General features: G+C 31.1%; 25 protein-coding genes. 12 read left to right on the top strand and 13 right to left on the bottom strand.

Annotation, left to right across the window (positions count from 1 at the left end; all coding sequences use genetic code 11):
* Positions 1–67: 67 nt before the first annotated feature.
* Complete coding sequence (locus N5E64_RS06860) at positions 68–385, bottom strand: hypothetical protein (protein ID WP_280036592.1); 318 nt, start codon at positions 383–385, stop codon at positions 68–70.
* 237 nt (positions 386–622) lie between these two features.
* Between N5E64_RS06860 and N5E64_RS06855 the strand changes: the two genes are divergently transcribed.
* The 5 genes from N5E64_RS06855 to dnaJ all read left to right on the top strand — a co-directional run bounded on the left by N5E64_RS06855 (position 623) and on the right by dnaJ (position 6,723).
* Complete coding sequence (locus N5E64_RS06855; RefSeq protein ID WP_280036590.1) at positions 623–2,065, top strand: M23 family metallopeptidase; 1,443 nt, start codon at positions 623–625, stop codon at positions 2,063–2,065.
* The gene (locus tag N5E64_RS06850; protein WP_280036588.1) at positions 2,019–2,312 is read left to right on the top strand and encodes a hypothetical protein; all 294 of its coding nucleotides are present in this window, start codon (positions 2,019–2,021) and stop codon (positions 2,310–2,312) included. The genes N5E64_RS06855 and N5E64_RS06850 overlap by 47 nt, the downstream gene beginning before the upstream one ends.
* A complete protein-coding gene (locus tag N5E64_RS06845; RefSeq protein WP_280036586.1) occupies positions 2,260–4,698 on the top strand; it encodes a carboxypeptidase-like regulatory domain-containing protein in 2,439 nt (812 codons plus the stop codon). The genes N5E64_RS06850 and N5E64_RS06845 overlap by 53 nt, the downstream gene beginning before the upstream one ends.
* A 340-nt stretch (positions 4,699–5,038) precedes the next feature.
* A complete protein-coding gene (locus N5E64_RS06840) occupies positions 5,039–5,596 on the top strand; it encodes a nucleotide exchange factor GrpE (protein ID WP_260391935.1) in 558 nt (185 codons plus the stop codon).
* 14 nt (positions 5,597–5,610) lie between these two features.
* A complete protein-coding gene (gene dnaJ / locus N5E64_RS06835; RefSeq protein WP_280036584.1) occupies positions 5,611–6,723 on the top strand; it encodes a molecular chaperone DnaJ in 1,113 nt (370 codons plus the stop codon).
* 75 nt (positions 6,724–6,798) lie between these two features.
* Here the strand turns inward: dnaJ and N5E64_RS06830 are convergent, their stop codons facing one another.
* The 6 genes from N5E64_RS06830 to N5E64_RS06805 all read right to left on the bottom strand — a co-directional run bounded on the left by N5E64_RS06830 (position 6,799) and on the right by N5E64_RS06805 (position 13,117).
* Positions 6,799–8,583, bottom strand: a complete 1,785-nt coding sequence (locus N5E64_RS06830; RefSeq protein WP_280036581.1) for an endonuclease — start codon at positions 8,581–8,583, stop codon at positions 6,799–6,801.
* 11 nt (positions 8,584–8,594) lie between these two features.
* Positions 8,595–9,164, bottom strand: a complete 570-nt coding sequence (locus N5E64_RS06825) for a tRNA methyl transferase PRC-barrel domain-containing protein (RefSeq protein ID WP_115001257.1) — start codon at positions 9,162–9,164, stop codon at positions 8,595–8,597.
* A 122-nt stretch (positions 9,165–9,286) separates the two neighbouring features.
* Complete coding sequence (locus tag N5E64_RS06820) at positions 9,287–9,652, bottom strand: heavy-metal-associated domain-containing protein (protein ID WP_115001258.1); 366 nt, start codon at positions 9,650–9,652, stop codon at positions 9,287–9,289.
* A gap of 22 nt (positions 9,653–9,674) precedes the next feature.
* Positions 9,675–11,924, bottom strand: a complete 2,250-nt coding sequence (locus N5E64_RS06815) for a carboxypeptidase-like regulatory domain-containing protein (protein WP_115001260.1) — start codon at positions 11,922–11,924, stop codon at positions 9,675–9,677.
* Between the two features lie 128 nt (positions 11,925–12,052).
* Positions 12,053–12,499, bottom strand: a complete 447-nt coding sequence (locus N5E64_RS06810) for an HYC_CC_PP family protein (RefSeq protein WP_125349052.1) — start codon at positions 12,497–12,499, stop codon at positions 12,053–12,055.
* Positions 12,500–12,598: 99 nt separating this feature from the next.
* The gene (locus N5E64_RS06805) at positions 12,599–13,117 is read right to left on the bottom strand and encodes a hypothetical protein (RefSeq protein ID WP_280036573.1); all 519 of its coding nucleotides are present in this window, start codon (positions 13,115–13,117) and stop codon (positions 12,599–12,601) included.
* A gap of 204 nt (positions 13,118–13,321) precedes the next feature.
* Between N5E64_RS06805 and N5E64_RS06800 the strand changes: the two genes are divergently transcribed.
* Positions 13,322–14,857: a glycine--tRNA ligase gene (locus N5E64_RS06800; RefSeq protein ID WP_125349051.1), complete on the top strand. Its 1,536-nt coding sequence runs from the start codon at positions 13,322–13,324 to the stop codon at positions 14,855–14,857.
* 134 nt (positions 14,858–14,991) lie between these two features.
* Positions 14,992–15,333 carry a phage holin family protein gene (locus tag N5E64_RS06795; RefSeq protein WP_115001266.1) on the top strand — a complete coding sequence of 114 codons (342 nt, stop codon included), beginning with the start codon at positions 14,992–14,994 and terminating at the stop codon, positions 15,331–15,333.
* Between the two features lie 66 nt (positions 15,334–15,399).
* Here the strand turns inward: N5E64_RS06795 and N5E64_RS06790 are convergent, their stop codons facing one another.
* Together N5E64_RS06790 and N5E64_RS06785 are read right to left on the bottom strand one after the other, a co-directional pair.
* Positions 15,400–16,149, bottom strand: coding sequence for a polysaccharide deacetylase family protein (locus N5E64_RS06790; RefSeq protein ID WP_115001267.1), 750 nt, complete (start codon positions 16,147–16,149; stop codon positions 15,400–15,402).
* Positions 16,150–16,189: 40 nt separating this feature from the next.
* Positions 16,190–17,209 carry a YafY family protein gene (locus N5E64_RS06785; protein WP_115001268.1) on the bottom strand — a complete coding sequence of 340 codons (1,020 nt, stop codon included), beginning with the start codon at positions 17,207–17,209 and terminating at the stop codon, positions 16,190–16,192.
* A gap of 944 nt (positions 17,210–18,153) precedes the next feature.
* Here N5E64_RS06785 and N5E64_RS06780 point away from each other — a divergent pair.
* The 4 genes from N5E64_RS06780 to N5E64_RS06765 are packed head-to-tail and all read left to right on the top strand — an operon-like array spanning position 18,154 to position 22,493.
* Positions 18,154–19,245 (top strand): slipin family protein, encoded by a 1,092-nt coding sequence (locus N5E64_RS06780; RefSeq protein WP_280036569.1) that lies wholly within the window; start codon positions 18,154–18,156, stop codon positions 19,243–19,245.
* Positions 19,242–19,997 carry a nucleotidyltransferase domain-containing protein gene (locus tag N5E64_RS06775; RefSeq protein WP_180906203.1) on the top strand — a complete coding sequence of 252 codons (756 nt, stop codon included), beginning with the start codon at positions 19,242–19,244 and terminating at the stop codon, positions 19,995–19,997. Before N5E64_RS06780 ends, N5E64_RS06775 begins: the two co-directional genes overlap by 4 nt.
* Entirely contained in the window at positions 19,994–21,061 is a 1,068-nt protein-coding gene (locus tag N5E64_RS06770) for a DNA polymerase beta superfamily protein (protein WP_280036565.1), read from the top strand. The genes N5E64_RS06775 and N5E64_RS06770 overlap by 4 nt, the downstream gene beginning before the upstream one ends.
* Positions 21,048–22,493 (top strand): RtcB family protein, encoded by a 1,446-nt coding sequence (locus N5E64_RS06765; protein ID WP_115001273.1) that lies wholly within the window; start codon positions 21,048–21,050, stop codon positions 22,491–22,493. The genes N5E64_RS06770 and N5E64_RS06765 overlap by 14 nt, the downstream gene beginning before the upstream one ends.
* A 43-nt stretch (positions 22,494–22,536) precedes the next feature.
* On the opposite strand, the gene hemF is transcribed toward N5E64_RS06765, so the two are convergent.
* Together hemF and N5E64_RS06755 are read right to left on the bottom strand one after the other, a co-directional pair.
* Positions 22,537–23,439, bottom strand: coding sequence for an oxygen-dependent coproporphyrinogen oxidase (hemF, locus tag N5E64_RS06760; protein WP_280036560.1), 903 nt, complete (start codon positions 23,437–23,439; stop codon positions 22,537–22,539).
* A gap of 57 nt (positions 23,440–23,496) precedes the next feature.
* Entirely contained in the window at positions 23,497–23,769 is a 273-nt protein-coding gene (locus N5E64_RS06755) for a hypothetical protein (protein ID WP_280036558.1), read from the bottom strand.
* Positions 23,770–24,212: 443 nt separating this feature from the next.
* On the opposite strand from N5E64_RS06755, the gene N5E64_RS06750 reads away from it, so the two are divergent.
* A complete protein-coding gene (locus tag N5E64_RS06750; protein WP_115001276.1) occupies positions 24,213–25,166 on the top strand; it encodes an isopenicillin N synthase family oxygenase in 954 nt (317 codons plus the stop codon).
* A 60-nt stretch (positions 25,167–25,226) separates the two neighbouring features.
* Here N5E64_RS06750 and N5E64_RS06745 read toward each other — a convergent pair whose 3' ends face one another.
* Together N5E64_RS06745 and N5E64_RS06740 are read right to left on the bottom strand one after the other, a co-directional pair.
* Positions 25,227–25,673, bottom strand: a complete 447-nt coding sequence (locus tag N5E64_RS06745) for a hypothetical protein (protein WP_115001277.1) — start codon at positions 25,671–25,673, stop codon at positions 25,227–25,229.
* 117 nt (positions 25,674–25,790) lie between these two features.
* Entirely contained in the window at positions 25,791–26,363 is a 573-nt protein-coding gene (locus tag N5E64_RS06740; protein WP_125349041.1) for a hypothetical protein, read from the bottom strand.
* Between the last annotated feature and the right edge of the window lie 360 nt (positions 26,364–26,723).

Below are 26,723 nucleotides of genomic sequence, written 5' to 3'. Positions count from 1 at the left end.
ATTCAAATTGAAACTTTAACATTCTATAAAACCTTATAAATAGGCAATTTAGAGAAAAATAGTATTGTCATATTATGTTTTCAGATAATTCAACTATATCCGAATCTAAAATTTGATTAATCATTTCACTATTCAAAACAAATCCATTCAACGAAATCGCATTTTCTTCGATTTGAACCGCATCTTTCATCGCATCTTTTACTTTCATTTCGATCAACGCATTCGATTTAAAAACCTTCCCTTCTACTTCTAAATTTGCAGCATTAGAAACCGCAACTTCTTCTTTCGCATCAGCAGCCAATTCTGCATTACTTTCTGAACCTTTGTATTCATTACAACTTACGATAGAAACAACTATTAAAAGTGCTAAAATAATTTTTCTCATGATGATGTTTTTTATGTTTGATTTTAAAATTACTTTCATCATTTCTCAATCATTCACTAAAATCCTTTTCTTTTACTTGTTTATTATTTTACAAATACAAAATATTGATAATCATTTATTTAATTTTATTTTACAAAAATTTATCTCCAAATAATTTTCAGAAATTCAAAAGATTAAGGAGGTTTGTAAAAGATTTAGTTTACTTTTAACTGATTTGTTAATTATTGAAAAGAAAAAATGAAAGTGATTAAGCCAATTTTCCTAAACTTATTACTAAGTTCTGTTGTTTTTGGACAACGATCAGAACAACCAAAATCTGAAACATATCCAAAAAATATCTTCCAAAATCCTTTAGAAATTACCAATTATTTGGCTGGAAATTTTGGAGAATTACGTGCCAATCATTTCCATGCTGGACTTGATATCAAAACGCAACAACGCGAAGGTCTGAAAGTAAAAGCAATTGGTGATGGTTACATTTCTCGTATTAATATTTCGCCAACAGGTTATGGAAATGCACTTTATATCGATCACCCAAACGGATATACTTCTGTTTATGCCCATTTGAGAGAATTTACGCCCGAATTGCAAGAATATGTGCGCAAACAACAATATGCAAACGAAACGTTTAAGATAGAATTGCATCCAAAACCAAACGAACTTCCTGTAAAAATGGGCGATTTGATTGCTCTTTCTGGAAATTCTGGAGGTTCTGGAGGTCCACATTTACATTTCGAAATTCGTGATACCAAAACAGAAGAACCAATTAATCCTTTTTACTTCGGTTTTGATTTACCTGATACTCGAAAACCATCTATTTTAGGCCTATATGCTTATCCAATTTATGGCGATGTGAATCAAAAAACCAATCGTGTTGTTGTGGTAAATGGAGGTACAATTTCTGCCTCTGGCGCAATAGGTTTTGGTGTAAAAGCCTATGACAAACACAATGGAGCAGAAAATAACAATGGAGTTCATCAAATTAATATTTATGTGAATGATGAACCGATTTATACGTTTACTTCTAATCGTTTTTCGTTTGATGAAGCGCGAGCTATAAATAGTGTTTGCGATTATGGCGATATTCAGAAAAATAACAGTTGGGTGTATCAAGGATTTGTGAAAGATGGGAATCCTGTCAGAATGTATTCAAATCTAAAAAACAATGGAATTTTAGAACTTGAAGAAGGAAAATCGTACAAAGTAAAAATTGACGTTTCTGATTATGCAGGAAATTTATCTTCGCAATCTTTTACAGTTAATGGAAAAGCATTTGTAGACTCTGCAAAACTTCCTGAAACAAATCCAATGTTGTGGAACAAAGAAAATCATTTCAAATCTGATGGAATCGAAATATTTTTCCCTAAAAATATTTTTTATGAAGATTTTGATTTAGCTTATAAATTCTCGAATGGTAAACATTGGGTGGGCGATTATTATATGCCAGTTCATCAAACTTACACGTTAGCAATAGAACCGACTGCTGACATTCCGACAGCGCAATTGGACAAAGCTGTTATTGTACGCGAATATCAAAAAAGAGGTGCTTGGAAAAAAGATTATTTAACAACAGAGCTCAAAAATGGAAAGCTTGTTGCAAATCCAAAAGATTTTGGTGTTTTTTCTATTTTAATTGACAATACTAAACACAATTACTCCGTTAAATATCAAATCAGATAGTCAATTTACTCAAGCTAATGCTATTATCAAATTTACAATTGATGATGCACAATCTGGGATAAAAGATTATAAAGCTTATATCGATGGTAAGTGGGTTTTAGCCGAATATGATCAAAAAATTAAACGATTATCAATTAATTTGAACAAAGAACAGATTTCGGTTGGCAACCATCAATTAGAATTAAACGTGAAAGATGAAAAAAACAACACAGCAACATACTCTACAACATTCAAAAAGATTTCTTAGTACCATAAGTTTATCTCTTTTGGGTGGAATTTTATTTGCTCAAACTGCGCAAATTAATGGTAAAGTTGTCGACGAAAATAGAATTCCAATTAGTGAAGCTGAGATTATTGTCAACGATCAATCTTATTTTACAGATCAAAATGGTAATTTCAAAATTGATATTCCATCAAATTCTTCCGTTACCGTAACTTTTAACAACAATGGTTATCATTCGTTTGCACAAACTTTTACGCTAAAAGATAAAAACAAGAAAGAGATTTTTGTTCAATTAGTTCCTGATCAAACCAATGCAATCGAATTAGGTGAAGCAACTATTTCTTTTCAATCCAATAAAAATAAACCTTTGCAAAGTACCGTTTTGAGTGCTGCGCAAATGCAACAAGGACCAAGTTTGACTGGCGGAGTTGCCGATTTATTGAAAACATTGCCTTTCGTAAATTCGAATACAGAATTAAGTTCGCAATATATGGTTCGCGGAGGAAATTATGACGAAAATTTAATTTACGTTAACGGAATCGAAGTTTATAAACCTCAATTGATTCGTTCTGGCGAACAAGAAGGTTTAGGTTTTGTAAATCCTGCGATGACGCAATTTATCAACTTTTCTGCTGGTGGTTGGGAAGCAAAATACGGCGACAAAATGTCTTCTGTTTTAGATGTTACCTACAAACGCCCAACAAAATTTGAAGGACAATTAGAAGCAAGTTTAATGGGCGGAAGTTTGACATTAGGCGGAGGTTCTAAAGACAAAAAACTTTCGGCAATTGTTGGAGCGCGCTATCAAAACAGAAATTTAGTGTTGAATACCTTAAAAGGTGATACCAATTTCAATCCCGAATATTACGATGTACAAGCCAATATCAATTATAAATTAAATGATAAATGGAATGTTGCATTTTTGGGGACAATGTCACGTTCGCGCTACGAAATGTTTCCTGTAAAACGTGATACGTACATCAACACAATGGATACTCCGTTGTTGCTAACTGTTTTTTATGACGGAAAAGAGGATGATAAATTTGCGACAGAAACAGGAAGTTTATCATTTACATATCAACCAAATTCTAAAGTAGATTTAGGGTTAGACCTTTTTGCTTATCATTCGAAAGAGCGCGAATATTTTGATATTCAAGGTTCTTATTTCATTTCCGAAGTAGACGAAAAAGGCCATGCTACTTCTACGAATGATGTTGGTTCGCAAATCGATCATGCACGAAATAATTTTGATGCGTTGGTTGCTGGAATTCAACACAAAGGAAAATATAAAATCAATGGAAACAATGATATTGAGTGGGGTGCAAAATTTCAACAAGAAGATATTCGTGATTTATTAGGTGAATGGCAAGCAATCGATTCGACAGGATATGTTATGAATCCAAATCCAGGAAATGGTTTGAATTTAAGTTATTATGTCAATTCAAAAAATAATTTAAAAACCAATCGTATTTCAGGTTACGCACAATATACAAGCAAATTTATGTGGAATGATGCGAAAGTGATGTTCAACGCTGGTGTACGTGCAGCTTATTGGGATTTTAACGAAGAAACAACTGTTTCGCCTCGTGCTCAAATCGCTGTTAAACCAGATTGGGAAAGCGATATGTTGTTCCGTTTTTCGACAGGTATTTATTATCAACCTCCCTTCTATCGCGAAATTCGTCGTTTAGATGGTTCTTTGAATGATAAAGTAAAATCGCAACAATCAATTCATTTTATATTTGGAAACGATTACGAATTCAAATGGATGGATCGTCCGTTCAAATTAACAACTGAGGTTTATTACAAAATCTTAAACGATTTGAATCCGTATTATGTAGACAATGTAAGAATTCGTTATACGGCAGATAACAACTCCAAAGGTTATGCGTATGGACTTGACATGCATTTATTTGGGCAGTTTGTTCCAGGAATCGATTCTTGGTTCTCGGCTTCGTATGCGCGCGCTTATCAAAATATTGATGACAGAGGAAATATTCCATTACCAACAGATCCGCGTTTCAAATTATCTGCATTTTTCCAAGATTATATGGAGTTTTTACCATCTTTCAAAGTGAATGTAAATTTGATTTATGCTTCTGGTTTACCAAACGGAGCACCACAATTTGCAGATCCTTACCAATACCAAACAACGTTGACAGATTACAAACGTGTTGACATTGGTTTTGTGAAAGAAATTATTAATCAAAAAGAATTGAAACCATCAAAAGGAACATTCTGGAGTAATTTCAAAGAAATTTCGATTGGTGTAGATGTTTTCAATGTGTTTGATATTAAAAACGAAATCAGTAATTCATGGATTCGCGACGTAAATTCGAGTGCAGTTTACACAATGCCAAATTATTTGACAGGACGTTTCTTGAATGGAAAGATTAATTTTAAGTTTTAAGATAATTTTTTATCCTTATAATGTCAAGTTGAATTCATTTCAACTTCGCATCCTCAAAGTAAAACTCGCAAGATGTGTTTCTGAAACAAGTTTAGAATAACACTTTGATAAATAAGAAAATATTATTTCATCTAACTTCTCGATACAATTTTCTTTGAAAATCACTCGAAGTGACGAAATTTAATTCTACTAAAACTCAAATCAAAAAAACTTTATACATTTACCGAAGCACTTCTAACGACAGAAGTGCTTCTTTTTTATTTAAAATCTGACAAAACGACACATAATGGGCATTGGCAAACTATTTGATTCAATCAGAAACAAAAAAACTAATAAGAATATGTCTGACCAAAATATACACGAAGAATTAGAGAACGAGAATCTTCAAGAAAACGTTCAAGAGAGTGATAACACTGTAGAACAACCACAAGAAGAAACTGCTGGAAAGTCAGAATTAGAAATTGTTAAGGAACAATTAGCAAAAGAAAAAGACCAATATTTACGTTTATTTGCAGAGTTTGACAACTTCAAAAAACGTACTTCGCGCGAACGTATGGACATTTTCAAGACGGCAAATAAAGAAGTTATTACATCTTTATTACCTGTTTTAGATGATTTTGGACGCGCTTTAAATCAAATTGAAAAGTCAGGAGACGACAGCTTACATCAAGGTGTTGAATTAATCAATAATAAATTAGTAGAAACGTTACGTGCAAAAGGTTTGAAAGAAATGGAGACTAAAGCTGGAGACGATTTCAATACTGATTTACACGAAGCAATTACTCAAATTCCTGCTCCAACGGAGGATTTAAAAGGAAAAATTGTAGACGTTGTAGAAACGGGTTATTTATTAAATGATGTGGTAGTTCGCTACGCGAAAGTTGTTGTTGGATTATAATTTAGATTAAGAAAATGTCATCAAAAAGAGATTATTACGAAATATTGCAGGTCGAAAGATCTGCAACATCAGAGCATATCAAGAAAGCCTATCGTAAACTTGCCATCAAATATCACCCTGACAAAAATCCTGGTGACAAAGAGGCAGAAGATAAATTTAAAGAAGCTGCAGAAGCTTACGAAGTTTTAAGCGACGACAACAAACGTGCACGTTACGACCAATTCGGACATGCAGGAATGGGCGGAGGATTCGGCGGTGGCGGCGGAATGAATATGGAAGATATTTTCTCTCATTTCGGCGATATCTTTGGAGGCGGAGGATTCGGTGGTGGATTTGGAGGTCAATCTCGTGGTCCACGTCGAATGAAAGGTTCTGATTTGCGTATTCGCGTAAAATTGAACTTAGAAGAAATGGTTAACGGTTGCGAAAAGAAAGTAAAAGTTAAACGTTTTAAACAAGCAGATGGCGTTACATCTAAAACATGTCCATCTTGTGGCGGTTCTGGACAACAAGTCCGTGTTACCAACACATTTTTAGGACAAATGCAAACTGCTACAACTTGTGGAACTTGTCAAGGAGTAGGAAAAGTTGCAGACAAAATTCCTTCGGGAGCAAATAATCAAGGATTAATCAAAGTTGAGGAAACAATCGATCTTAAAATTCCTGCTGGAGCAAGAGAAGGAATTCAATTGCAAGTTCGTGGAAAAGGTAACGATGCGCCTTTTGATGGTATTCCTGGTGATTTACTTGTTTTGATTGAAGAAGAAGAACACGACACTTTGAAACGTGATGGAAACAACTTACATTTTGATTTGTATATTTCTATCCCAGATGCTGTTTTAGGTGCTTCTAAAGAAATTCCGACGGTTAATGGAAAAGTAAAAATTAAAATTGACAAAGGAACTCAATCAGGAAAAGTATTACGTTTAAAAGGTCAAGGTTTACCAGATTTGAACGGTTACGGAAAAGGTGATTTATTTGTGCATGTTAACATTTGGACACCAACTCATTTATCGAAAGATCAAGAAGCGTATTTTGAAAAAATGAGAGACGATGATCATTTCTCACCAGAACCTTCGAAAAATGAAAAATCATTCTTTGAACGTGTAAAAGATATGTTTCAGTAATTGAAAAATATATAACAAAAAAATCCATCTCAAATGAGATGGATTTTTTTTGTTTATCATTAAGATGATATTTTTTTAATCTACAATAATCTTATTAGATTGATTTTTCGTTTTAATAATATAAACACCTTTTGTTAATTTATTCAATTTAACTTTAGAGTTATTTGTTACATTTTGAATTGTTTGGACTAATTGTCCATTGATAGTAAAAATTTGAATAGTTTCTTTATTTTCAATTCCATTGACAACAAATTCATGATTTTTAACTGGATTAGGATAAATAACTAATTTATTATTTTGTTTTTTAACCTCATCTGTTGCTAATCTTTCGTAACAAGTCCATGATAAATTATCAAAAGAAACACGGTTATTTGAAGTTTCATCTATCAACTCAATTACAACATCTCCTTCAACATTAATATTATCAATTTTTGTTGTTTTAGCTGTTTTAGAATAAGGTATTTGTCCTTTTACTTCTCCATTAATTTTTAATGTATAAAATCCATCAGAATCTGCAAAAGGAAGATATGTTTTTACTGATAAAGAACCTATTCCTCCAGAAATTGTAGATGATTTTAAATTTCCTTTTCTAATACAAATTGCTTTATTACTATCTCCATCGATATAAATTTGTTTGTCTGTTCTTGCATTTATTGCAGTCCACACAATTCCTCTATTCGACCAAGTTCTATCTGTATAAGATGATGCTGGAGGTGTACTTCCTGTAGATGGAATATTTTCAAAATCCTCTGTTCCACAGCTTGTTCCTTCTCCTGAACCTCCTCCTATATTAGATTCTTTTGTTGTTACTTGAATTACAGTACTATTATCCGATTTATTTCCAGCTACATCTTTTGCTACAACATAAAAAGAATAAGTTGTCGAAGGATTTAATCCAGAAACTGTTCCGTTATTACTATAAACAGTTGTATTATATGTATTGTCTACATAAATATCATATTTATTAACACCTACATTATCTCTAGAAGCTGTCCAAGTTAACGACACACTTGATGATGTAATCGTTGTTGAAGCTAAATTTGTTGGCACAGTAGGTTTTTCAGTATCCTCTTCAGAACCTCCTCCTTCACCAAAAGATTCTGGCCAATTATTTTGCGCTTTAGGACCTCCCCAAATAACAGTTGCTAAATATGGATTATCAATAAACGGATTTCTATTTCCTTGAACATTCGCTACAACATTATTTCTTTGAATTTCAAATTGCGAAACAGGATCTTCTACATTCCATTTCAAAAGAATATCAGGGAAATCTGATGAATATGTACTTGGTCCAAAAGTAATGTTAAGAGGTAAAGTTCGTTTGTCATAACGTACATACATATACATTAAAATTCTCGCAACATCTCCTTTCCATTCATCACCTGGATACCAACCACCACGACTCGTTTTCATTGCCATTGCTCCTACTCCATCATCAAAAAGCAAACTTCCACGAGTACTATTCAATGTGACATCAGCAGGACGTAAATGATGTCCATCTGATCCAGGTCCAGAAGTTCCTAAATTTGGTGTTCCTTTAGATTTTGCATAAACATGCTCTCTATTCCAAGATCCTGAAAAAGCACGACTTCTTTGATGTGTACCAGAACTCTGAGATCCATAAATCAACAATAAATTAGATGGATTTTGAGGATCGGCATCACTTGTTTGAAATAAATTTTTCAAACCTTCTGAATAAGAAACATTTTGCTTATGAGTATCAGTAATTAATTTAGCAAAATCATTTTTCAACTCATTCTTCGTTTTACTAAAATTAATGCTTGAATAATACGCAGGTGCTTTTTGAGCTTGTGCGAATAATGCTAAAGCAAATGATAAAAAAGTAAATTTCAATTTCATTTTAATAACAATTATTTGTTTAATAGTATAACTTCCTTGTTTTCATAAGAAAGCCTTAATGTGTAATTTTTCATTATCAAAGGAATTTGTTTTTCGAACTCCAAAAAATAGATTTTTCCAAATTGATAAAACCTCGCATTTATTTCTTCTTTCAAATATGTAGATGCAACATTAGCTTCTATTTCATTGATTAAAAATGGTTTTTCTAACCAACTTATATTTTGTTCTTCAAAAAAGAATACATCTGTAAAAAGGCCTGGATGATTTTTTCCTTGTCCTATAAAAATTCTGTTTTCGCGTTCATCAATTCCAATCACATAAACCGGAAATTCTTTTCCGCTAACATTTAAACCTTTTCGTTGTCCTATTTCAAATTTTTCTATTCCAGTATGTTCTCCCACAATAAAACCATCAAACAAAGAATAATTTCTTTGGTTTACCTTCCAAGAAAGTTCTTCTTCTTTTGATTGAAAAGATGGTTTTTCCATATTATAAATAGAAGAATTTTTTGGAATTTCTACAATTTGACCTATTTTCACTTCAATTAATTTATTTGTTTCTTTCCAAAAAAGGAAAGCCATAAATATAGAATGTTAATGTTAACTAAAAGTTAAAAATAAAATTTTCATTTTTAAACTATTAACATCTTATAAACAAAAAAGGGATTTCTAATTGAAATCCCTTTTTTGTATTTTAAAATCTTTTAATGACTATGCGTGTTAGCTTCCCCAGCTGAACCTTCACGATCATATGAACAACAAGAAGGTAAATTTCCGTACACTTTTTCTTCTGCACGTTTATTATCAGTATCGTGACCAACCGCTACTACAGCGTTTTCTACATCATCCACTTTACTCTTTTTCTCATTCAATATAATATGTAAATTTTGCGTATTACTATCCCATTCAGCAGATTTTACACCTTTTACACCATAAGCTGCTTTTTCTATACGATCTTTGCATTGCCTACAATTTCCTTTAACGTGTAAATCGTGTTTTGCATTTTTATTTTGTGCTTGTGCGCTAATTCCTAAAGTCGCAACCAAAGCAAAGGCTAATAATTTTTTCATTATTTTATATTTTTTATGATTTTTATTTTAAACTAAATCTTAATCCAGCGTAATACATTTGTCCAAAAATTGGCGCATAAACAATCGAACTATCGAAATTTGAACCAAAAGGATTATCTGCTCCTAAAATTACGCGATGTTGTTGATAATTCGTTACATTTTCTCCTCCAATATATACTTCAAAACGTTTTGAAAAAACACGTGTAATCTGGAAATTAATTGTCCCAAATGGATTCGAATATTCATTCAACTGATTTTCTGGTAAATTATCTGATGTATTTGGTAAACGCTGTTTTCCAATCCAATTATACGTTGCATCAAAACGCCAATTTTTACCATTTCTTTCGCGTGTTTCGTATTCTAAATTTGTAAAGAAACGATGTTTCGCTTGCAACGGACGTTCTAATTTTCCTTTTTCATAATCTGTTGCGATATCGTAATATTTATAAGATGCTCTAATTTTGAAATTTGTGAATGGATTATAATTAAAATCAAATTGGAACGAATTTGCATACGAATCTCCTTCTAAATTATAAAATCTTACTTGACGAGCCAAATAATCGATATCAGTTACGATTTGATTTTGAAAATCTGTTCGATAAAAATCTGCTGTAACATCTGCATTTTTACCAAATAATTTAAATTCTTGTGTTACGCTAAATCCATAATTCCATGCAATTTCTGGATCTAAACCATATATTTTTCCATTTCCATCGCCCAGAATATTAAATTGTCTTGAAGATGCAAATAAATTCTGATTTTCTGCAAATATATTATTGATTCGTTTTCCGCGACCAACCGACGCTTTTATTGTTGTTCCTTTTACTGGCATATAACGCGTATGCAAACGCGGTGTCAAGAAAAAGCCCATTCGATTATGATAATCTCCACGAAGCCCAGCAATCATATTGAAATTCTTCATATTATCAAACGTATATTCGAAAAATGCTCCTGCAGAATTATCAATTCGATCATAATTCGCATCCGTTGGAAGCGCTACAAATTCCTTGAATTTATCGTATGTAAAACTAGCTCCTGTAGAGAATTTATTTTTTGTATTGCTAATAATCGAACTAAAAATATAATTGGCATAAAAACTTTGTTGTTCGATATCATATTGATTCAATCCAAAGTAAGAATCTTGTTTATGATAGCTAAACGCCGTTTGTAATCCCATACTTTGATAAGGCATTTCTGGAAAAACATACCCAATTTTTGACGAAACATCCACACGATTTGTATTGATTTCTGACCCCCAATAATTTGTTGTTAATTTATCACGATCTTTATCAAAATCAACTTGTCCTGCTTGTTTTGTATCATTCAAATATCTTGCAGATAAAAATCCGACCCAACCTTTTTCTAAGTTTTGATATTGCCAACGATTCATTACATTAACTTGGTGTCCAAGCGGATTATCTAAAAATCCATCATCGTTCATATCATTCTTCGAAACGCGTGCATTTCCATGCATAAACAAAGAAGTACTCCATTTATCATTCAATTTTTTGTTCAAATGCACATTTCCTTCAAAACGAGAATCTGTCGAACCATAAAGATTCACAAACAACGGAATATCATTTGAAGGTTTTATTAATTCTGTATTAATCTGCCCAGAAATACTTTCGTAACCATTAATCACCGTTCCAGCACCTTTCGTCACCTGAATACTTTCTACCCAAGTTCCTGGCGTAAAACTAAGCCCAAAAGCTTGAGAAGCTCCACGAACATTTGGTATATTTTCTTCTGCAATCAAAATATAAGGAGAGGTTAAACCTAACATTTTAATTTGCTTATTTCCTGTCACAGCATCCGAAAAATTGACATCAATAGAAGGATTTGTCTCGAAAGATTCAGCTAAATTACAACATGCTGCTTTCAACAATTCTTTTCCAGTCATTGTCGTCATATTGGTTGCAAACTTCGATTTTTTAAGCGAACTACTTGTATCACGAACCACAACTTCATTCAACGAAGTATCCCCAAAATGATCTTTTACATTGATGGTGATATTCTGAAATTCGTCTTTTAATTCCTTAAAAGTTGTTGTTTCATTGTCATAAAAAACACCTAAAATTGAGGTTGGTTGATAATTTTCGATCTCAAAGTTTCCTTTTTCATCTGTAATAACAGTAATATCTGACGATTGCCAAAACACTTCTGCTCCAACGATTGGTTGTTGATTTTGATCTGTAATTTTTCCTTTTAAAGTAGATTGTGCGTAAGAAAACGCAGCACTTAGTATAAATACTGAAGTGAATATTTTTTTCATTTTTACGATTTAAGGCTCAATGCCTATTTATTATTGTGTACTTGTTGATTAGATTTTCATCAAATACTTTAATATTTAGATAATAGCGTATTGTTTTCTGATTAATTTAATCAAAAAATAAACGGGTATTACCCTTCGTAAAATGTTAACTGAGAATTGAGTATATAATTTGGCGGTGCATTTGACGCAACATAAAAATCAAGGAAACTAGATTGATTGCTCACCTCTTCATCTTGAATCGGAATTCTAATTTGAAGAATTTCAGAAACTATAAAACTAATCGGAATAAGTTTTTGAATTTTGACAGTTTGCTTTTCTACAAACTTATCCGAATATGAAATATCCTTACAGCAATCATCTTTTTTAGATTTATTGTTTTCCGGTAATTCGCAATGTTTTTTTTCTGTTTTTGGAGGACAACACGAAGTAGAAACTCCCATTTCGTGCGAATTATTATCCAAATGATTCAACTTCACTTGCTCCACCACTCCTTGACAAAAATGCATAGAAAATGCGTAGCTAAGATTTGAAAAAATCAAAACCACCGACAAAACATACTTTATGTAATGTTGCATTTTCATGTTGGACAAAAATAAACAAAAAATTCAAATCAAAACAAACTGAAATTTATATCATTTTCAAAGTTTCTTATAGAATTTTCAGTTTTCATCACTTTATCTTCTTGCCTGTTTGTTCGTCGGAATATTAATAATCCCAGAACCATTTACCAACGATTTATCGTTTTCGTTAACAATTTTCAAAACAACTTCAAAATTTTGCCAATCTATCCCTTGCAAAGTCACTAAACCTGTTGCTTTATCAATCGATTTTATTTTAAATCCTTTATCAGGAAAATCTTGTCCATCGACAATCGGATCAAAATCCAACCCAACTTCTGGCTTAACTTTAAAAGCAGAATCTTGCACAAATTTGTATCGATCTTTAAAACTTTGCGTCAATAATTCATTTTGCTTGATATACTCATCTTCGTTTATTTTTCCAATTGTATCCATGATATAATCAACATAATTATTCATAAAATCAAGCGCAACATTATAATTAACATCCGATTCTTTAACCGAATCTTTCACTTCACTTTCAATTTTATTTTCTGTTGATGAACTAGATGAATTATTAGAATTACAACTTGTAACAAAACTTAATAATAGAACAGGAAGAATAATTTTTTTCATAGGGTTATCTTTTTTTTATGATTTAAAAGTATGTTTTTTTTGATTGAAATTGAAATAACTCGAATAGTAAAATCAATCATTTTGTTAATAATCTTCTCAAAAAATAGAATAAGCGATTAAAGCCTTACGATTTTATCAAAATATACCTCAATAGTCATCAAAAATCACTAAAATTGCACTTTAAATAAGAACACACAATTAATTATGTCAGAAGATATTTTCAAGAAAGTAGTTTCTCATGCGAAAGAATATGGTTTCATTTTTCAGTCGAGTGAGATTTATGATGGATTATCAGCCGTTTACGATTATGGTCAAAACGGAGCTGAGCTAAAAAATAACATCAAACAATATTGGTGGAAAGCAATGGTACAAATGCACGAAAATATTGTCGGCATTGATTCTGCTATTTTTATGCACCCTACTACTTGGAAAGCTTCGGGCCACGTTGACGCGTTTAATGATCCTTTGATTGATAACAAAGATTCTAAAAAACGTTACCGTGCCGATGTTTTAATTGAAGATCATTGTGCAAAAATTGAAGGTAAAATCGAGAAAGAAGTTGCAAAAGCTGCAAAACGTTTCGGTGATGCTTTTGATAAAGATCAATTTGTTGCGACAAATCCTCGTGTTGTAGAATATCAAAATCAAATCAATACAATTTTAGCGCGCATGGGAAAATCTTTGGAAAACGAAGATTTAGATGATGTAAAAGCTTTGATTGAAGAATTAGAAATTGCTGATCCTGTAACTGGTTCTAAAAACTGGACAGAAGTTCGTCAATTCAACTTGATGTTCGGAACAAAATTAGGTGCAACAGCTGATCAGGCAATGGATTTATATTTGCGCCCAGAAACGGCTCAAGGTATTTTCTTAAATTACTTGAACGTACAAAAATCTGGACGTATGAAATTACCTTTCGGAATTGCTCAGATTGGTAAAGCTTTCCGTAATGAGATTGTTGCACGTCAATTTATTTTCCGTCAACGTGAGTTTGAACAAATGGAAATGCAATTTTTCGTAAAACCAGGAACAGAGTTAGATTGGTACGAAAAATGGAAAGAAACACGTTTACGTTGGCACCAAACATTAGGTTTAGGAAATGATAATTACCGTTTCCACGACCACGAAAAGTTAGCGCACTATGCAAATGCTGCTGCTGATATTGAGTTTAAATTCCCATTCGGATTCAAAGAATTAGAAGGAATTCACTCTCGTACAGATTTCGATTTGAAAGCTCACGAACAACATTCAGGTAAAAAAATTCAATATTTCGATAACGAAACAAACGAATCGTACACACCTTACGTGGTAGAAACTTCTGTAGGTTTGGATCGTATGTTCTTAGCAGTTTTCTCAAATTCATTGAAAGAAGAAGTTTTAGAAGATGGATCAGAACGTGTTGTATTATCTTTACCAGCTGCATTAGCGCCAATTAAAGCTGCTGTTTTACCATTGGTAAAGAAAGATGGTTTACCAGAATTAGCGAAAGAAATTTTGAAGAAATTACGTTTAGATTACAACGTAATGTACGAAGAAAAAGATACTATCGGTAAACGTTACCGTCGTATGGATGCGATTGGAACACCTTTCTGTATCACTGTTGACCACGATTCATTAAACGATAATTCTGTTACTTTACGTTACCGTGATACAATGGAGCAAAAACGTGTTAATATTAATGAGTTAGCTCAAATTATCGACAAAGAAGTCAACATGAAATATCTTTTTGAACAATTATAAAAAGAATATCTTCTCAATACAATAATACTAAAGCTCAGAAATTTCTGAGCTTTTTTTATTTTTATTAAAATTTTTAACAATTTGGCAAAGCTTTTGATTTTAATTTAGATATATTAATCTAAAAAATACAAATTATGGGCTTTATTATTAATCTTTTGGTATCAGCATTAGTTGTTTTCGGACTTGCTAACATTTTACCTGGAGTATCTGTAAAAGGATATGGTTCTGCGATTATTGTTGCACTTGTTATCGGACTTTTAAATGCTGTTGTAAAACCAATTTTAAACATTATTAGTTTACCTGTAACAATCTTAACATTAGGTTTATTTTCTTTTGTGATTACAGCAATTATTATCTTATTAGCAAGCGCAATTATGGGAGACAGTTTCCATGTTGACGGATTCTGGTACGCATTATTATTTGGTATTGTTTTAGCAATTGTCAATTCTTTAGTTGGAGGAATGATGGGAGACTAATTTATACAAATTACTACATATAAAAAGCTGTCTAATTTTGGACAGCTTTTGTATTTTATAAAAGTTTTATTGAGGATAAAATTTTATTTGCTCAAAAATATAGTTATCATGTTTTTTAAGAAGATCAACCAATTGTTTCAATTCGGACTCTTCCCATTTATTCTGAAACATCTCATCATGAATTAACACAACTATATTATTATTTGTAAAGGTTTTATTCGATTCTAATTGATTAACAATTTGTTTATAAATCGCTTGAACAGATTGCACCGGTGTTCCATCTTTTCCATGATGCGTCCATTCCAAATCCCAACCAATAACTTTATAACCCAACTTTGCTAAACCATCAGCCGTTTGTACACCAGAAGCTCCATCATTCTTCGATTTTCCGTCCAATCTCCACATGTTTCTTCCTGGTAAACGAACAATTTTATCTTGTAATTTTAGTATCGATTGGTTTTTCAAAATATCCTCAACCGACGTTTGCTCGTTACTATAAAACTTTTTGTACTGATCATTCGCATGCGTCCAACTATGATTACATTCTTCGATGTAAGGATTATCTTCGTAATATTTAAAATAATCCGTCATTGTTTTATTTTTCTCCACATGTTCTCCAACAAGAAAAACAGTCACTTTTAACTTCTCATTTTTGAAAACCTCATCAATATTTTCACTTCCATTCAAAGGTCCATCATCAAAAGTTAAATAGATATATTTTTTCACAGAATCACTCGCTTTCTGTGCAAACAAACTTGTCGAGAAGATTAATAAAAAGACACTCAAAAGTGTCATTATTCTTTTATTCCATATCATTTAAGTTAGTTTTTAATGAATTAAATGTATGAAAGAAATTCTATTTTTTATATTTTTCTAATGCTTTTTCTAATCGTGTTTTGATTCTTTTTTTCACTAATCTTGGAGCAAGAATTTCTATTTCTTCTCCAAATCCTAAAAGTTCTCGTTCCAACTCAAAATTATGTACAACTTCTATCGAAAATAAAGTTCCTTCGTCCGTCACTTCCAACACTTTTTGCGTCGCATGAATTGGTTTTGTCACCACATAGGGCGCTAATTTTTTATTCACACGAAAAACAACACGCTGCTCCCTTTCTTTCACACTTTTCGTTACGCCAATCGCATTGTTATAATACGTATCAAAATTAATTTCTTGCTCATCTACAAAAGGTTCATTTGCCAATTCATAAAACTCAACAATTCTATCCAAAGCCAACGTATACAAATTTTTATCTTTTCTCGATTTAGCCAATAAAAACCAGCGATTACGGTATTCTTTCAACAAATACGGATAATAAACTTGTTGTTTTGGTTCTTGATTTTTTGCTTTGAATGATTGATAAGAAATCAACAGAGGTTGCTTCTTCACTATTGCTTGATACAATCGATTCAAATGCTCCAAACCTTTTAACAATGGATTTTCCTCAAACTGAATATAATTTGGTTGTTGATGCGTTTGTTTGGATAAATTATTTTCGAGACGCGTAATAATCTCGTTCATATCATCAAAATAATTAAACCCATTCAATTGTTTCATTACCGAAATCACTTCTTTCATTTTATCTAAATCAGCAGAAGAAACTGGTGAATTATGAATCGAATAGTCATGATCTTCATATTCATAAAACTTTTTTTCTCGAACAACAATTGGCGCATTATAACCCAATTTATCACTTCGCATCACCTGAATGTCGCCCTGAATTGTACGTTTCGAAACACCAGAAGTTATTCCTTCATATTCATACAAAGCTTCCGAAACTTTTTCTATCAAATCTTCTAATGTCCATTTTCTGAAATGATTTTGAAGACATTTATCAATCGTTTGATAACGTATTAATGCAATTTTATTGGTTGCCATGGTTGATTTCTTTGTTCAATACTACAAATTTCAATTCAAAGTACGCAATCTATTTGCGTAGAAATTTTTATTTCAACTTTTATTCAAAATATTTTCAATATAAAATCCTCTATTCATCATCATTTACAAATTATTTCGAAAAAATATTTTATTGCGCAATTCATTCGCACACTTCTACTCCAACTTTGTCAAAGGTTTAACAACCAAACGATTTTAATTGTTCCTTGACAAATGTTTCAGTATAGCATTGTAGTAGAAAATGCTTCATCACTTCTATTCTGAATAATTAAAATCCCAATGATGCACATGGGTTCGAATCCCATTTTCAATTTCGATTGGAATAGCTAAGCGGTATAGCAATCATTAATGATGGGTCGTAGGTTCGATTCCTACTTTCAGTAAACTGAAATAACTCAGTTGGTTAGAGTAATCATTAAAATCAGACTTTTAATCTGTTTTTTATCGCCCGAAAGGGCACCATTGGAAACAAAAAAAGCTAAAAAGTTTTCTTTTCGAATAGAAAGTTTATTTCGTAGAAATAAATTTGAAATAAGATCAAAAACTTGCTTAAAACCTGAATTTGAAACTTTAGTTGATGATTGATTTCAAAAGTTTAAACTAAAAAATCAAGTCAAAATGATTTGAAAAAAATGATTAAAACAAGAAATCAAAATAAGCTGCTCAAACTTCAAATTCCGTTTTAAAAAAGAAAAATGATTTAGCTTTTTTAATTAAAAAATTTAGAAAAAGATTCTTCGATAAACTCAGAATGACAATAATTCGTCAATTCGAGTGATTTTTCGAAATGAAAATAAAGAAAAATTGTATCGAGAATAGAATTAAAAAATAGTCATCCTGAACTCGTTTCAGTATCTCATAATAAAGATTCTTCGACAGGCTCAGAATGACAAAAAAAATAGTAAAAACCTATAAAAAATAATAAAATGAAAAAATTAGCAATTAACAACCAAGAAATTGGAATCTATATCAAAAATAACGAAGTAGATAAAATTTACTCAAAAGGAAATTATTGGATTTTCTTTAATAAAAACATCGAAAAATTAAACATCAACGAAATAATTGATGAAAAATACCACACAATGTTTTTAGAAAATGAAACATTGAAATCGATGGTAGATTTTATCGAAGTATTACATAACGAAGTGTTGATTATTTACAAAAACAATCAAATCTATGATTCGTTTTACAATAAAAACGTGATGATTTGGAAGAATTCAACTCAATTAAAAGCGATAAAATTTGATTTGAATTCTACTGAAGAAATTAAAAATTTAACAAAAAGAGAAATTGATATTTTGAGAAAAGCGGGTGCAATTCATATCATTTCTGTTGTACCATATTTCGAAGGAATTTTGTTCAAAGACAATGAATTTGATTCGGTTTTAAAAGCTGGTGAATACCAATTTTACAACAACGAAACAAAAATTTCGATGGTTTCTTTTGATATGCGTCCGCAAACAATTGAAATTTCGGGACAAGAAATTTTGACAAAAGATAAAGCGCAATTGCGAATCAATTTTATGGTAAATTATCAAATTACTGATTTGTTGAACGCTTATCAATCGAACAAAGATTTCGAAAAAATGATTTATCAAGCGATTCAATTAGGTTTGAGAGAATTTATTGGAAACATGAATTTTGATGATTTGATGTCGGATAAAAATTCGGTAACGAATTATATCATTCAAAAATATCAAGCTCAATTCCAAGAAATTGGTCTAAAATTGATTGACGCAGGTATGAAAGACATTATTCTTCCAGGAGAAATAAGAGAAATTATGAACCGCGTTTTGATTGCCGAAAAAACGGCTCAAGCCAATTCGATTACGCGTCGTGAGGAAACTGCTTCGACAAGAAGTTTGTTGAACACAGCAAAATTGATGGAAGAAAACGAAACGTTATGGAAATTGAAAGAAATGGAATACATCGAAAAAATTGCTGATAAAGTGGGAGAAATCTCAATTTCTGGCGGATCGAATGTGTTAAATGAACTAAAAACAATGTTTACGAAATGAAACCAATCATTATAAATAAATTAAAAGAAATAGAAGATAAATATAACGTCAAAATTCTTTTTGCTATAGAATCTGGGAGCCGCGCTTGGGGCTTCCCTTCTACTGACAGCGATTACGATGTTCGATTTATTTACAAACGAAAAATTGAAGATTATCTAAAAATTGACCCAATTGATGATTTTATTGATTTAGAAATTATAGATGAACTGGATTTTAAAGGTTGGGATATTCAAAAAGTTTTGCGCTTAATGTTGAAATCAAATTCGAGTATTAACGAATATTTACAATCTCCGATTCATTATATTTCTGATGAAATTTTCGAAAAAGAATTGTTCAATTTAGCTGCTTCACAATTCAATTCTCAAAAAGTTACCATGCATTATTTGGGAATTACAACAAAGCGATTGATTGAAATGGAACATCAAAACGAAATTAAACTCAAAAGTTTGTTTTATACTTTACGTTCGGTTCTTTCAGCGAAATGGATTGTAGAAAATAAAACAATTCCTCCGATGGAATTTGAAAAATTAAAACATTTAATCGGAGATAAAACAATCGAAAACCGAGTGGATAAATATCTTGAAATCAAAGCAAATGTTGATGAAAGTTTTAGAATTTCGAAAAATGATGAACTTTTCGATTGGTTAATTAATTTGAAAAATGAATTAAAAATCGAAACCGAAAAATTACCAAAAATTGAATTTGATAAAAACAAAATCAATGTATTTTTCATTAAAACCGTAACAAAATGAAACTAACAATAGAAGATCTAAAAAGTCAAAATTTAATTCTATTTGAATGTATAAGCGGAAGCAAAGCCTATAATTTGGCAACTAAAAATTCGGACACTGATATTCGTGGCATTTTTTATTTACCTAAAAATGAATTTTATGGTTTCGAATATCAAGCACAAATTAGCAACGAAACCAATGATATTCTGTATTACGAAATCGGTCGATTTATTGAATTGTTATTGAAAAATAATCCAAGTTGTTTAGAAATTTTAGCGACTCCAGAAGAATATATTTTGTACAAATCGCCTTTGTTAGATGAATTAAATTACAAAGATTTTATCACATCAGAAGTTGAGAAAACATTTGTTGGATATGCATTGAGTCAAATCAAAAAAGCAAAAGGTTTAAACAAGAAATTTCTAAATCCAATAGATAAAAACAGAAAAATAGTTCTTGATTTTTGTTATATTATTGATGATAACAAAACTATTTCTTTCGCTGATTGGATGTTTTCAAATTCTTACAAACAAGCATTTTGTGGATTAAGTAAGATCAATCATTCAAAAGATTTATTTGCGCTTTATTACAACGAAAAATCGAATTTTAAAGGAATCGTAAAAGATGAAAATAATGATGATATTCGTTTGAGTGAAATTCCTAAAAATGAAAAACCAATTGCCTATTTCATTTTCCAAAAAGACGAATATTCCACTTATTGTAAACAATATAAAGAATATTGGGATTGGATAAAATTGCGAAATGAAGATCGTTACACAACAAATATTGCACATGAAAAAAATTACGATAGTAAAAATATGATGCACACGATTCGCCTATTAAAAGTTGCGAAAGAATTAGTGGAAACAGGAAATATAAATGTAAAACGAACAGAAGATCGCGACGAATTATTGGCAATAAAAAGCGGAGATTTTTCTTATGAAGAAGTAATCGAAAAAGCTGAAAATTTACGACAAGAAATTGAAGAAAAATCTAAACTAAATTTTCTTCCAACCGAAATAAACTCTTCGAAAATAGAAAATTTTTTAATCAACCTTAGAACCAAATTATATGAAAACAAATGAACAACAAAATAAACCAATCAATGGAAATGATTTGATTGCCTTGGGTTATCCTGAAAATGAAATTTTAGGAATTGCCTTAAAAATCAACAAAAAAAGAAATGGTTACACAAAAGCAGAAATGCTTGATAAATATGCGCAAGTTTTATCTTCTCCCCAAGATTTCTTAGAAGATAAAATTTTCAAAACGCTTGCAAATGGTTTTATCAATGGAATTCATTTACCTCAACAAGATGAAAACTTAATTGAATTGAATGAAAATCCGAACGATTTCAACATTTATGGTGCAGAAAATATTGAAGATGGTGCTTTAGAACAAATGAAAGTTGCCATGAAACTTCCTGTAACAGTTGCTGGCGCAATAATGCCAGATGCGCATCAAGGATATGGTTTACCGATTGGCGGAGTTTTAGCAACAAAAAATGCAATTATTCCTTATGGTGTCGGCGTTGATATTGGTTGTAGAATGGCTTTATCGATTTATGATTTACCTGCTTCTCATTATTTTGAACATCACGATTCGTTAAAAGAAACTTTGATGAAAAATACAAAGTTTGGTGCTGGACATGGTTTTCATGGTCAATACAAAGCAGAACATCAGATTTTGGATGATGCAAAATTTGAGACGAATTCATTTATTCAGAATCTAAAAGATAAGGCATGGTCGCAATTGGGTTCTTCTGGTGGCGGAAATCATTTTGTAGAATTTGGTTTGATTGATTTCAAAGAAGATGATGAAAAACTGAACATTAAAAAAGGTTCTTATTTAGCGTTATTAACGCATTCTGGATCGAGAGGTTTCGGTGCTACAATCGCTGGACATTATACTAAAATAGCTAAAGAAATATGTAAACTACCATACAAAGCACAAAATTTAGCTTATTTGGATTTGGATTCTGCAGAAGGTCAAGAATACTGGATTGCCATGAATTTAGCAGGTGAATATGCTTCGGCTTGTCACGAAATTATTCATCAAAAAATTGCAAAATCTATCGGTGCAGAAGTTATAGCGAAAGTAGAAAATCATCATAATTTTGCTTGGAAAGAAATTTACAATGGCGAAGAAGTAATTGTTCATCGAAAAGGTGCAACACCAGCTTCTAAAGATGTGATGGGAATTATTCCAGGTTCAATGACTGCGCCAGGATTTTTGGTTCGCGGAAAAGGTGAAGAAAATTCTATTCATTCGGCTTCTCATGGTGCTGGTCGAAAGATGAGCCGAACACAAGCAATTAAATCATTATCACAAAACAAGATAAACGATTATTTGAATGATTTTGGAATTACACTAATTGGAGGCGGAAAAGATGAAGCGCCGATGGCGTATAAAGATATTCACGAAGTAATGGCTGCACAACAAGATCTGGTTGATGTTGTGGCTACTTTTACACCTAAAATGGTCAGAATGGCAGATGACGGATCGAGAGAAGATTAAAAAAATGCCTGAACAAATGTTCAGGCATTTTATATTTTATTGATTAAATCCAATCTTTTGGATGTTTCAAAACATCGACTAATTTATATTCTTCCGAACCTTCTTCTGGTTGGTGATTATAGTGCCATTGTACATGTTTTGGCAAACTCATCAAAATAGATTCTATTCGTCCATTTGTTTTCAAACCAAATAAAGTTCCTCTATCATGAATTAGATTAAATTCCACATAACGACCTCTTCTAATTTCTTGCCATTCCTTTTGTTCATCAGAAAATTCATCATTTTTGTGCTTTTCAACAATCGGAATATAGGCTTCTAAAAATGAATTTCCTACTTCTGTTACAAAATCATACCATTGTTCAACTGTTTTTTCTGGAGTTGGTTTCAGATAATCAAAGAACAAACCTCCTATTCCACGTGCTTCTTCACGATGTGTATTCCAAAAATATTTATCACATTCTTCTTTATACTTCGGATAAAAAGCTGCATCATGCGCGTCACAACTTTTTTTACAAATCATATGCCAATGCATCACATCTTCTTCATCCAAATAATATGGTGTCAAATCTTGACCACCTCCAAACCATTGATCAACAATATTTCCTTCTTTGTCATACATTTCGAAATATCTCCAATTCGCATGAGTCGTCGGAATATGTGGACTTGTTGGATGAATAACCAAACTCAATCCGCAAGCAAAAAATTTACCTGATGAAACATTTAGCGCTTTTTGCATTGTTTCTGGTAATTCTCCATAAACTTTTGAAATATTAACGCCAGCTTTCTCAAAAACAGCTCCGTCAGTTAAAACACATGAAAGACCTCCGCCGCCTTCTTCGCGTTCCCAACTATCTCTTAAAAATTTAGCTTTACCATCAACTTGTTCAAGTTTAGTAATAATTTTATTTTGTAAGTCTTGTATATATTGAAAAAATTGATCTTTCATCATAAATATTTTTGCAAATATAGAATGATTGATAACGATTAGAAAGAAGATTAATAATTAACTTCTCACAAATGCATATTGAAATGGAACTTTTATAGTGGTTTTTATAAATTTCCCTTCATTATTCTTTGCTGGAATAATTTTATATTTACCTCCTTTAATTCTCTCATTTAATCTAAATAAAGACTTTTCTAAGATATCTTTCGTATCCTCACTTCCTTCAAAATCAGAAATAGAAATTACACCATTTTCATCAAAAGTAAAATTGAATTCAGCTTTAAGAAGATAATTTGTAATTAAGTTTCTCGACCTTAATTCCGTACTTACCATTTTATAAAAATCTTTTCTAAAATTTTGTTTAAAACATTTATTCAACTCCTCATTTCCCTTCTGTTCAACTTTTTTACAACTTAGATATATCAAAGGAGTTTTTATAGACTCTTGTGAAAACAACATTATGCTAATACAAACAAAAAATACAAATAAATATTTCTTCATATTCTTAAAATTAATTCATATTATTTAAAACAACTATTATTAATAACTATTTATAATGTAATTTTAATAAATTATATTTATTAATATAAAAATTTAAAAAATTCAGATATAAAATCATATTTCACTTACAACAACAGTTTTAACCAATTAAAATCATTTAAACGATTTAATTTTAAATCAAACCAATAGCAACCCAAAAAAGTTATTAACAATATTATTCACAAAAGAAATCTTTCTATACCTTTGCAAAAGAAATTTTATAAAACAAAATATAAATGTCACAAAACGGAATTCCATCGGTTAATTTAGCAGACTTTTTATCTGATGATCCTGCAAGAAAACAAAAATTTGTCAACGAAATTGGTCAAGCATACGAAGAAATAGGATTCGTTGCTTTGAAAGGACATTTTTTATCTGACGAATTAGTTGAAAATTTATATAAAAGCGTTCGCGAATTTTACGCTTTACCTACAGAAACAAAACAAAGTTATGTAGTAGAAGGAATTGGTGGTCAACGCGGTTATACAGCTTTCGGTAACGAACATGCAAAAGGTAGAACTGTTGGTGACTTGAAAGAATTTTGGCATTTTGGGCAGTATTTATCTGAAGAAGATAAAGCGAAATACAACTATCCAGAAAATGTTGATGTAAATGAAGTTCCAGGTTTTAACACTTATGGTGAAGAAACATACAAACAATTAGAAAAAACAGGAGTTTACGTTTTACGTGCTTTGGCTTTATTCTTAGGTTTAGACGAGTTTTACTTTGATGATAAAGTAAAAAACGGAAACTCTATTTTGAGAGCAATTCACTATCCTCCTATCACAGAAGAGCCTAAAGATGCAGTTCGTGCTGGTGCCCACGGTGATATTAACCTGATTACATTGTTAATGGGAGCGCAAGGTCGTGGATTACAAGTGCAACGTCACGATGGAACTTGGGTTGATGCTATTGCTGCTGACGACGAATTGGTGATTAATGTTGGTGATATGTTATCTCGTCACACAAACAACAGATTAAAATCAACAATTCACCAAGTGGTTAATCCAGAGAAAGAATTATGGGGAACATCTCGTTTTTCTATTCCATTCTTTATGCATCCAGTTTCTGAAATGGATTTATCTGTTTTAGAAGATTGTGTAACAGAAGAAAATCCAAAACAATTTGAAGATATTACAGCTGGAGATTTCTTGACTCAGCGTTTAAGAGAAATTGGTTTAATTAAATAAGCCATATTTAATCTATTATTTCATAAAAAAGAGAGTTGATTTTGTCAACTCTCTTTTCATTTACATGCCTCTTACATACATGTTGTAGTTAAAAATATCCAAACACAACAAAGTGTATTTATAATCATTTTTATTGATATTCACTTCCAAAACTGGATCCGAATTATAAAATCTAATCTTTAGATTATCATTCTTATCCAACAATAAATAAATGGACGAAATCGTTGGACGAATATCATTCATCCAGTTTTTTAAAGATTCTTTTGAATCTTTAATCAACTCAAATTTTTGAAAATATTCGTGAAAAAAATTCTCTAAACGTTGCACTTGTGTCAAACGATCCAATTCGCGATATAAATCAATAAAAACACATAATTTTTCGCGCTTTGGACAAACACACGGATACGGATGTTCGCCATTATAAAGCCATCTTTGCCACTTTTTACAAGACGTTTGTTCTATTGCTTTCTCAAATTCATCTTCGTATTTTAAAAGCCACCAATTCATACGGCAAATCCGTAAATTGCCTTTTGATAACTGCAAAAGCTCGTCTATATAAGCGCTAACGTTTAACATCAATTAAAAATTTGAGTCTTGCTAATTTACAACTTTTCTGATTGAATTTTAATGTTTTAATAATAATTTTTCAAATTTTAGAATCTTAAATTGCTCATCAAACAAAACGTTATAAAAGAACATTTTTTCCTTCATCGTTTTATTTTTCATTTGCACATTTCGAACTGGAATTAAGACGTTAAATTGAAATTCTCTATCCTTCTCAAAATGATTAACAGCCGCATAATAAATCAAATTGTACCACGAATCGATTGGTGCATAAATCCCATAAAAGTCAGGATATAACGCATCTGCTTCATCTTTGTAAACATTGGTAATCGAATAATTATCAATCTCAAATTTCGAAACGCATTTATAGGTTGTTAATTTAGAACAAATTGAAGTGTCTTGTAGATATTTCGCCGAATCTAATTTCAGCCCAAATTCGTCCATTTTATAATCTTCAAACTTATTAATCGTAGGATCTACCACAATTTTTTTGTTCGGAAATTCTAAACTTTGTTTTTGGATATCTTGTAAAATAGTATCGTAAATTTTTGTTCGAATTTGATTTGGGTTAACATTTTGCGCATCAACAAATAACACAATATGTAAGGAAAAAACCAATAAAAAAAGTCTCATTTTGGCGTTTTGGTTTAAAATTTGTTTAAATTTATGAAGTCTTTACGATTCAAAAATCAAATTTAGTTGAAAAGATTTCAAATCTTATCATTTCATCATATTTTCGTAAACAAATAGTTAAAAAGGTGTTAAAGTACGCTTTCATACAATTACACTTTAACTATTATTGTTTGTTTTTAACAAATTAATACAAAGTTTAATATCCGACAACAAACGTTTATTATAAATATTCTCTATAACTATTATAAATAAAATCTTTTACAATTTTTCCAAACAAGACATAAAAGTTAGACATTTGCAGTGTCAAATAATTTATTCATAGATAGTAAGACAAAGAGTAACAACGAGTATAACGAAATT

This window comes from Empedobacter sp. GD03739, assembly GCF_029843245.1.
Classification (GTDB): domain Bacteria; phylum Bacteroidota; class Bacteroidia; order Flavobacteriales; family Weeksellaceae; genus Empedobacter; species Empedobacter falsenii_B.
This window is presented reverse-complemented; position numbering and strand designations above follow the sequence as displayed.

Coding starts and splice junctions, on each gene's coding strand:
- N5E64_RS06860 (WP_280036592.1), bottom strand. CDS start 385: ATGAGAAAAATTATTTTAGCACTTTTAATAGTTGTTTCTATCGTAAGT.
- N5E64_RS06855 (WP_280036590.1), top strand. CDS start 623: ATGAAAGTGATTAAGCCAATTTTCCTAAACTTATTACTAAGTTCTGTT.
- N5E64_RS06845 (WP_280036586.1), top strand. CDS start 2,260: ATGAAAAAAACAACACAGCAACATACTCTACAACATTCAAAAAGATTT.
- N5E64_RS06840 (WP_260391935.1), top strand. CDS start 5,039: ATGTCTGACCAAAATATACACGAAGAATTAGAGAACGAGAATCTTCAA.
- dnaJ (WP_280036584.1), top strand. CDS start 5,611: ATGTCATCAAAAAGAGATTATTACGAAATATTGCAGGTCGAAAGATCT.
- N5E64_RS06830 (WP_280036581.1), bottom strand. CDS start 8,583: ATGAAATTGAAATTTACTTTTTTATCATTTGCTTTAGCATTATTCGCA.
- N5E64_RS06825 (WP_115001257.1), bottom strand. CDS start 9,164: ATGGCTTTCCTTTTTTGGAAAGAAACAAATAAATTAATTGAAGTGAAA.
- N5E64_RS06820 (WP_115001258.1), bottom strand. CDS start 9,652: ATGAAAAAATTATTAGCCTTTGCTTTGGTTGCGACTTTAGGAATTAGC.
- N5E64_RS06815 (WP_115001260.1), bottom strand. CDS start 11,924: ATGAAAAAAATATTCACTTCAGTATTTATACTAAGTGCTGCGTTTTCT.
- N5E64_RS06810 (WP_125349052.1), bottom strand. CDS start 12,499: ATGCAACATTACATAAAGTATGTTTTGTCGGTGGTTTTGATTTTTTCA.
- N5E64_RS06805 (WP_280036573.1), bottom strand. CDS start 13,117: ATGAAAAAAATTATTCTTCCTGTTCTATTATTAAGTTTTGTTACAAGT.
- N5E64_RS06800 (WP_125349051.1), top strand. CDS start 13,322: ATGTCAGAAGATATTTTCAAGAAAGTAGTTTCTCATGCGAAAGAATAT.
- N5E64_RS06795 (WP_115001266.1), top strand. CDS start 14,992: ATGGGCTTTATTATTAATCTTTTGGTATCAGCATTAGTTGTTTTCGGA.
- N5E64_RS06790 (WP_115001267.1), bottom strand. CDS start 16,149: ATGATATGGAATAAAAGAATAATGACACTTTTGAGTGTCTTTTTATTA.
- N5E64_RS06785 (WP_115001268.1), bottom strand. CDS start 17,209: ATGGCAACCAATAAAATTGCATTAATACGTTATCAAACGATTGATAAA.
- N5E64_RS06780 (WP_280036569.1), top strand. CDS start 18,154: ATGAAAAAATTAGCAATTAACAACCAAGAAATTGGAATCTATATCAAA.
- N5E64_RS06775 (WP_180906203.1), top strand. CDS start 19,242: ATGAAACCAATCATTATAAATAAATTAAAAGAAATAGAAGATAAATAT.
- N5E64_RS06770 (WP_280036565.1), top strand. CDS start 19,994: ATGAAACTAACAATAGAAGATCTAAAAAGTCAAAATTTAATTCTATTT.
- N5E64_RS06765 (WP_115001273.1), top strand. CDS start 21,048: ATGAAAACAAATGAACAACAAAATAAACCAATCAATGGAAATGATTTG.
- hemF (WP_280036560.1), bottom strand. CDS start 23,439: ATGAAAGATCAATTTTTTCAATATATACAAGACTTACAAAATAAAATT.
- N5E64_RS06755 (WP_280036558.1), bottom strand. CDS start 23,769: ATGGTAAGTACGGAATTAAGGTCGAGAAACTTAATTACAAATTATCTT.
- N5E64_RS06750 (WP_115001276.1), top strand. CDS start 24,213: ATGTCACAAAACGGAATTCCATCGGTTAATTTAGCAGACTTTTTATCT.
- N5E64_RS06745 (WP_115001277.1), bottom strand. CDS start 25,673: ATGAATTGGTGGCTTTTAAAATACGAAGATGAATTTGAGAAAGCAATA.
- N5E64_RS06740 (WP_125349041.1), bottom strand. CDS start 26,363: ATGAGACTTTTTTTATTGGTTTTTTCCTTACATATTGTGTTATTTGTT.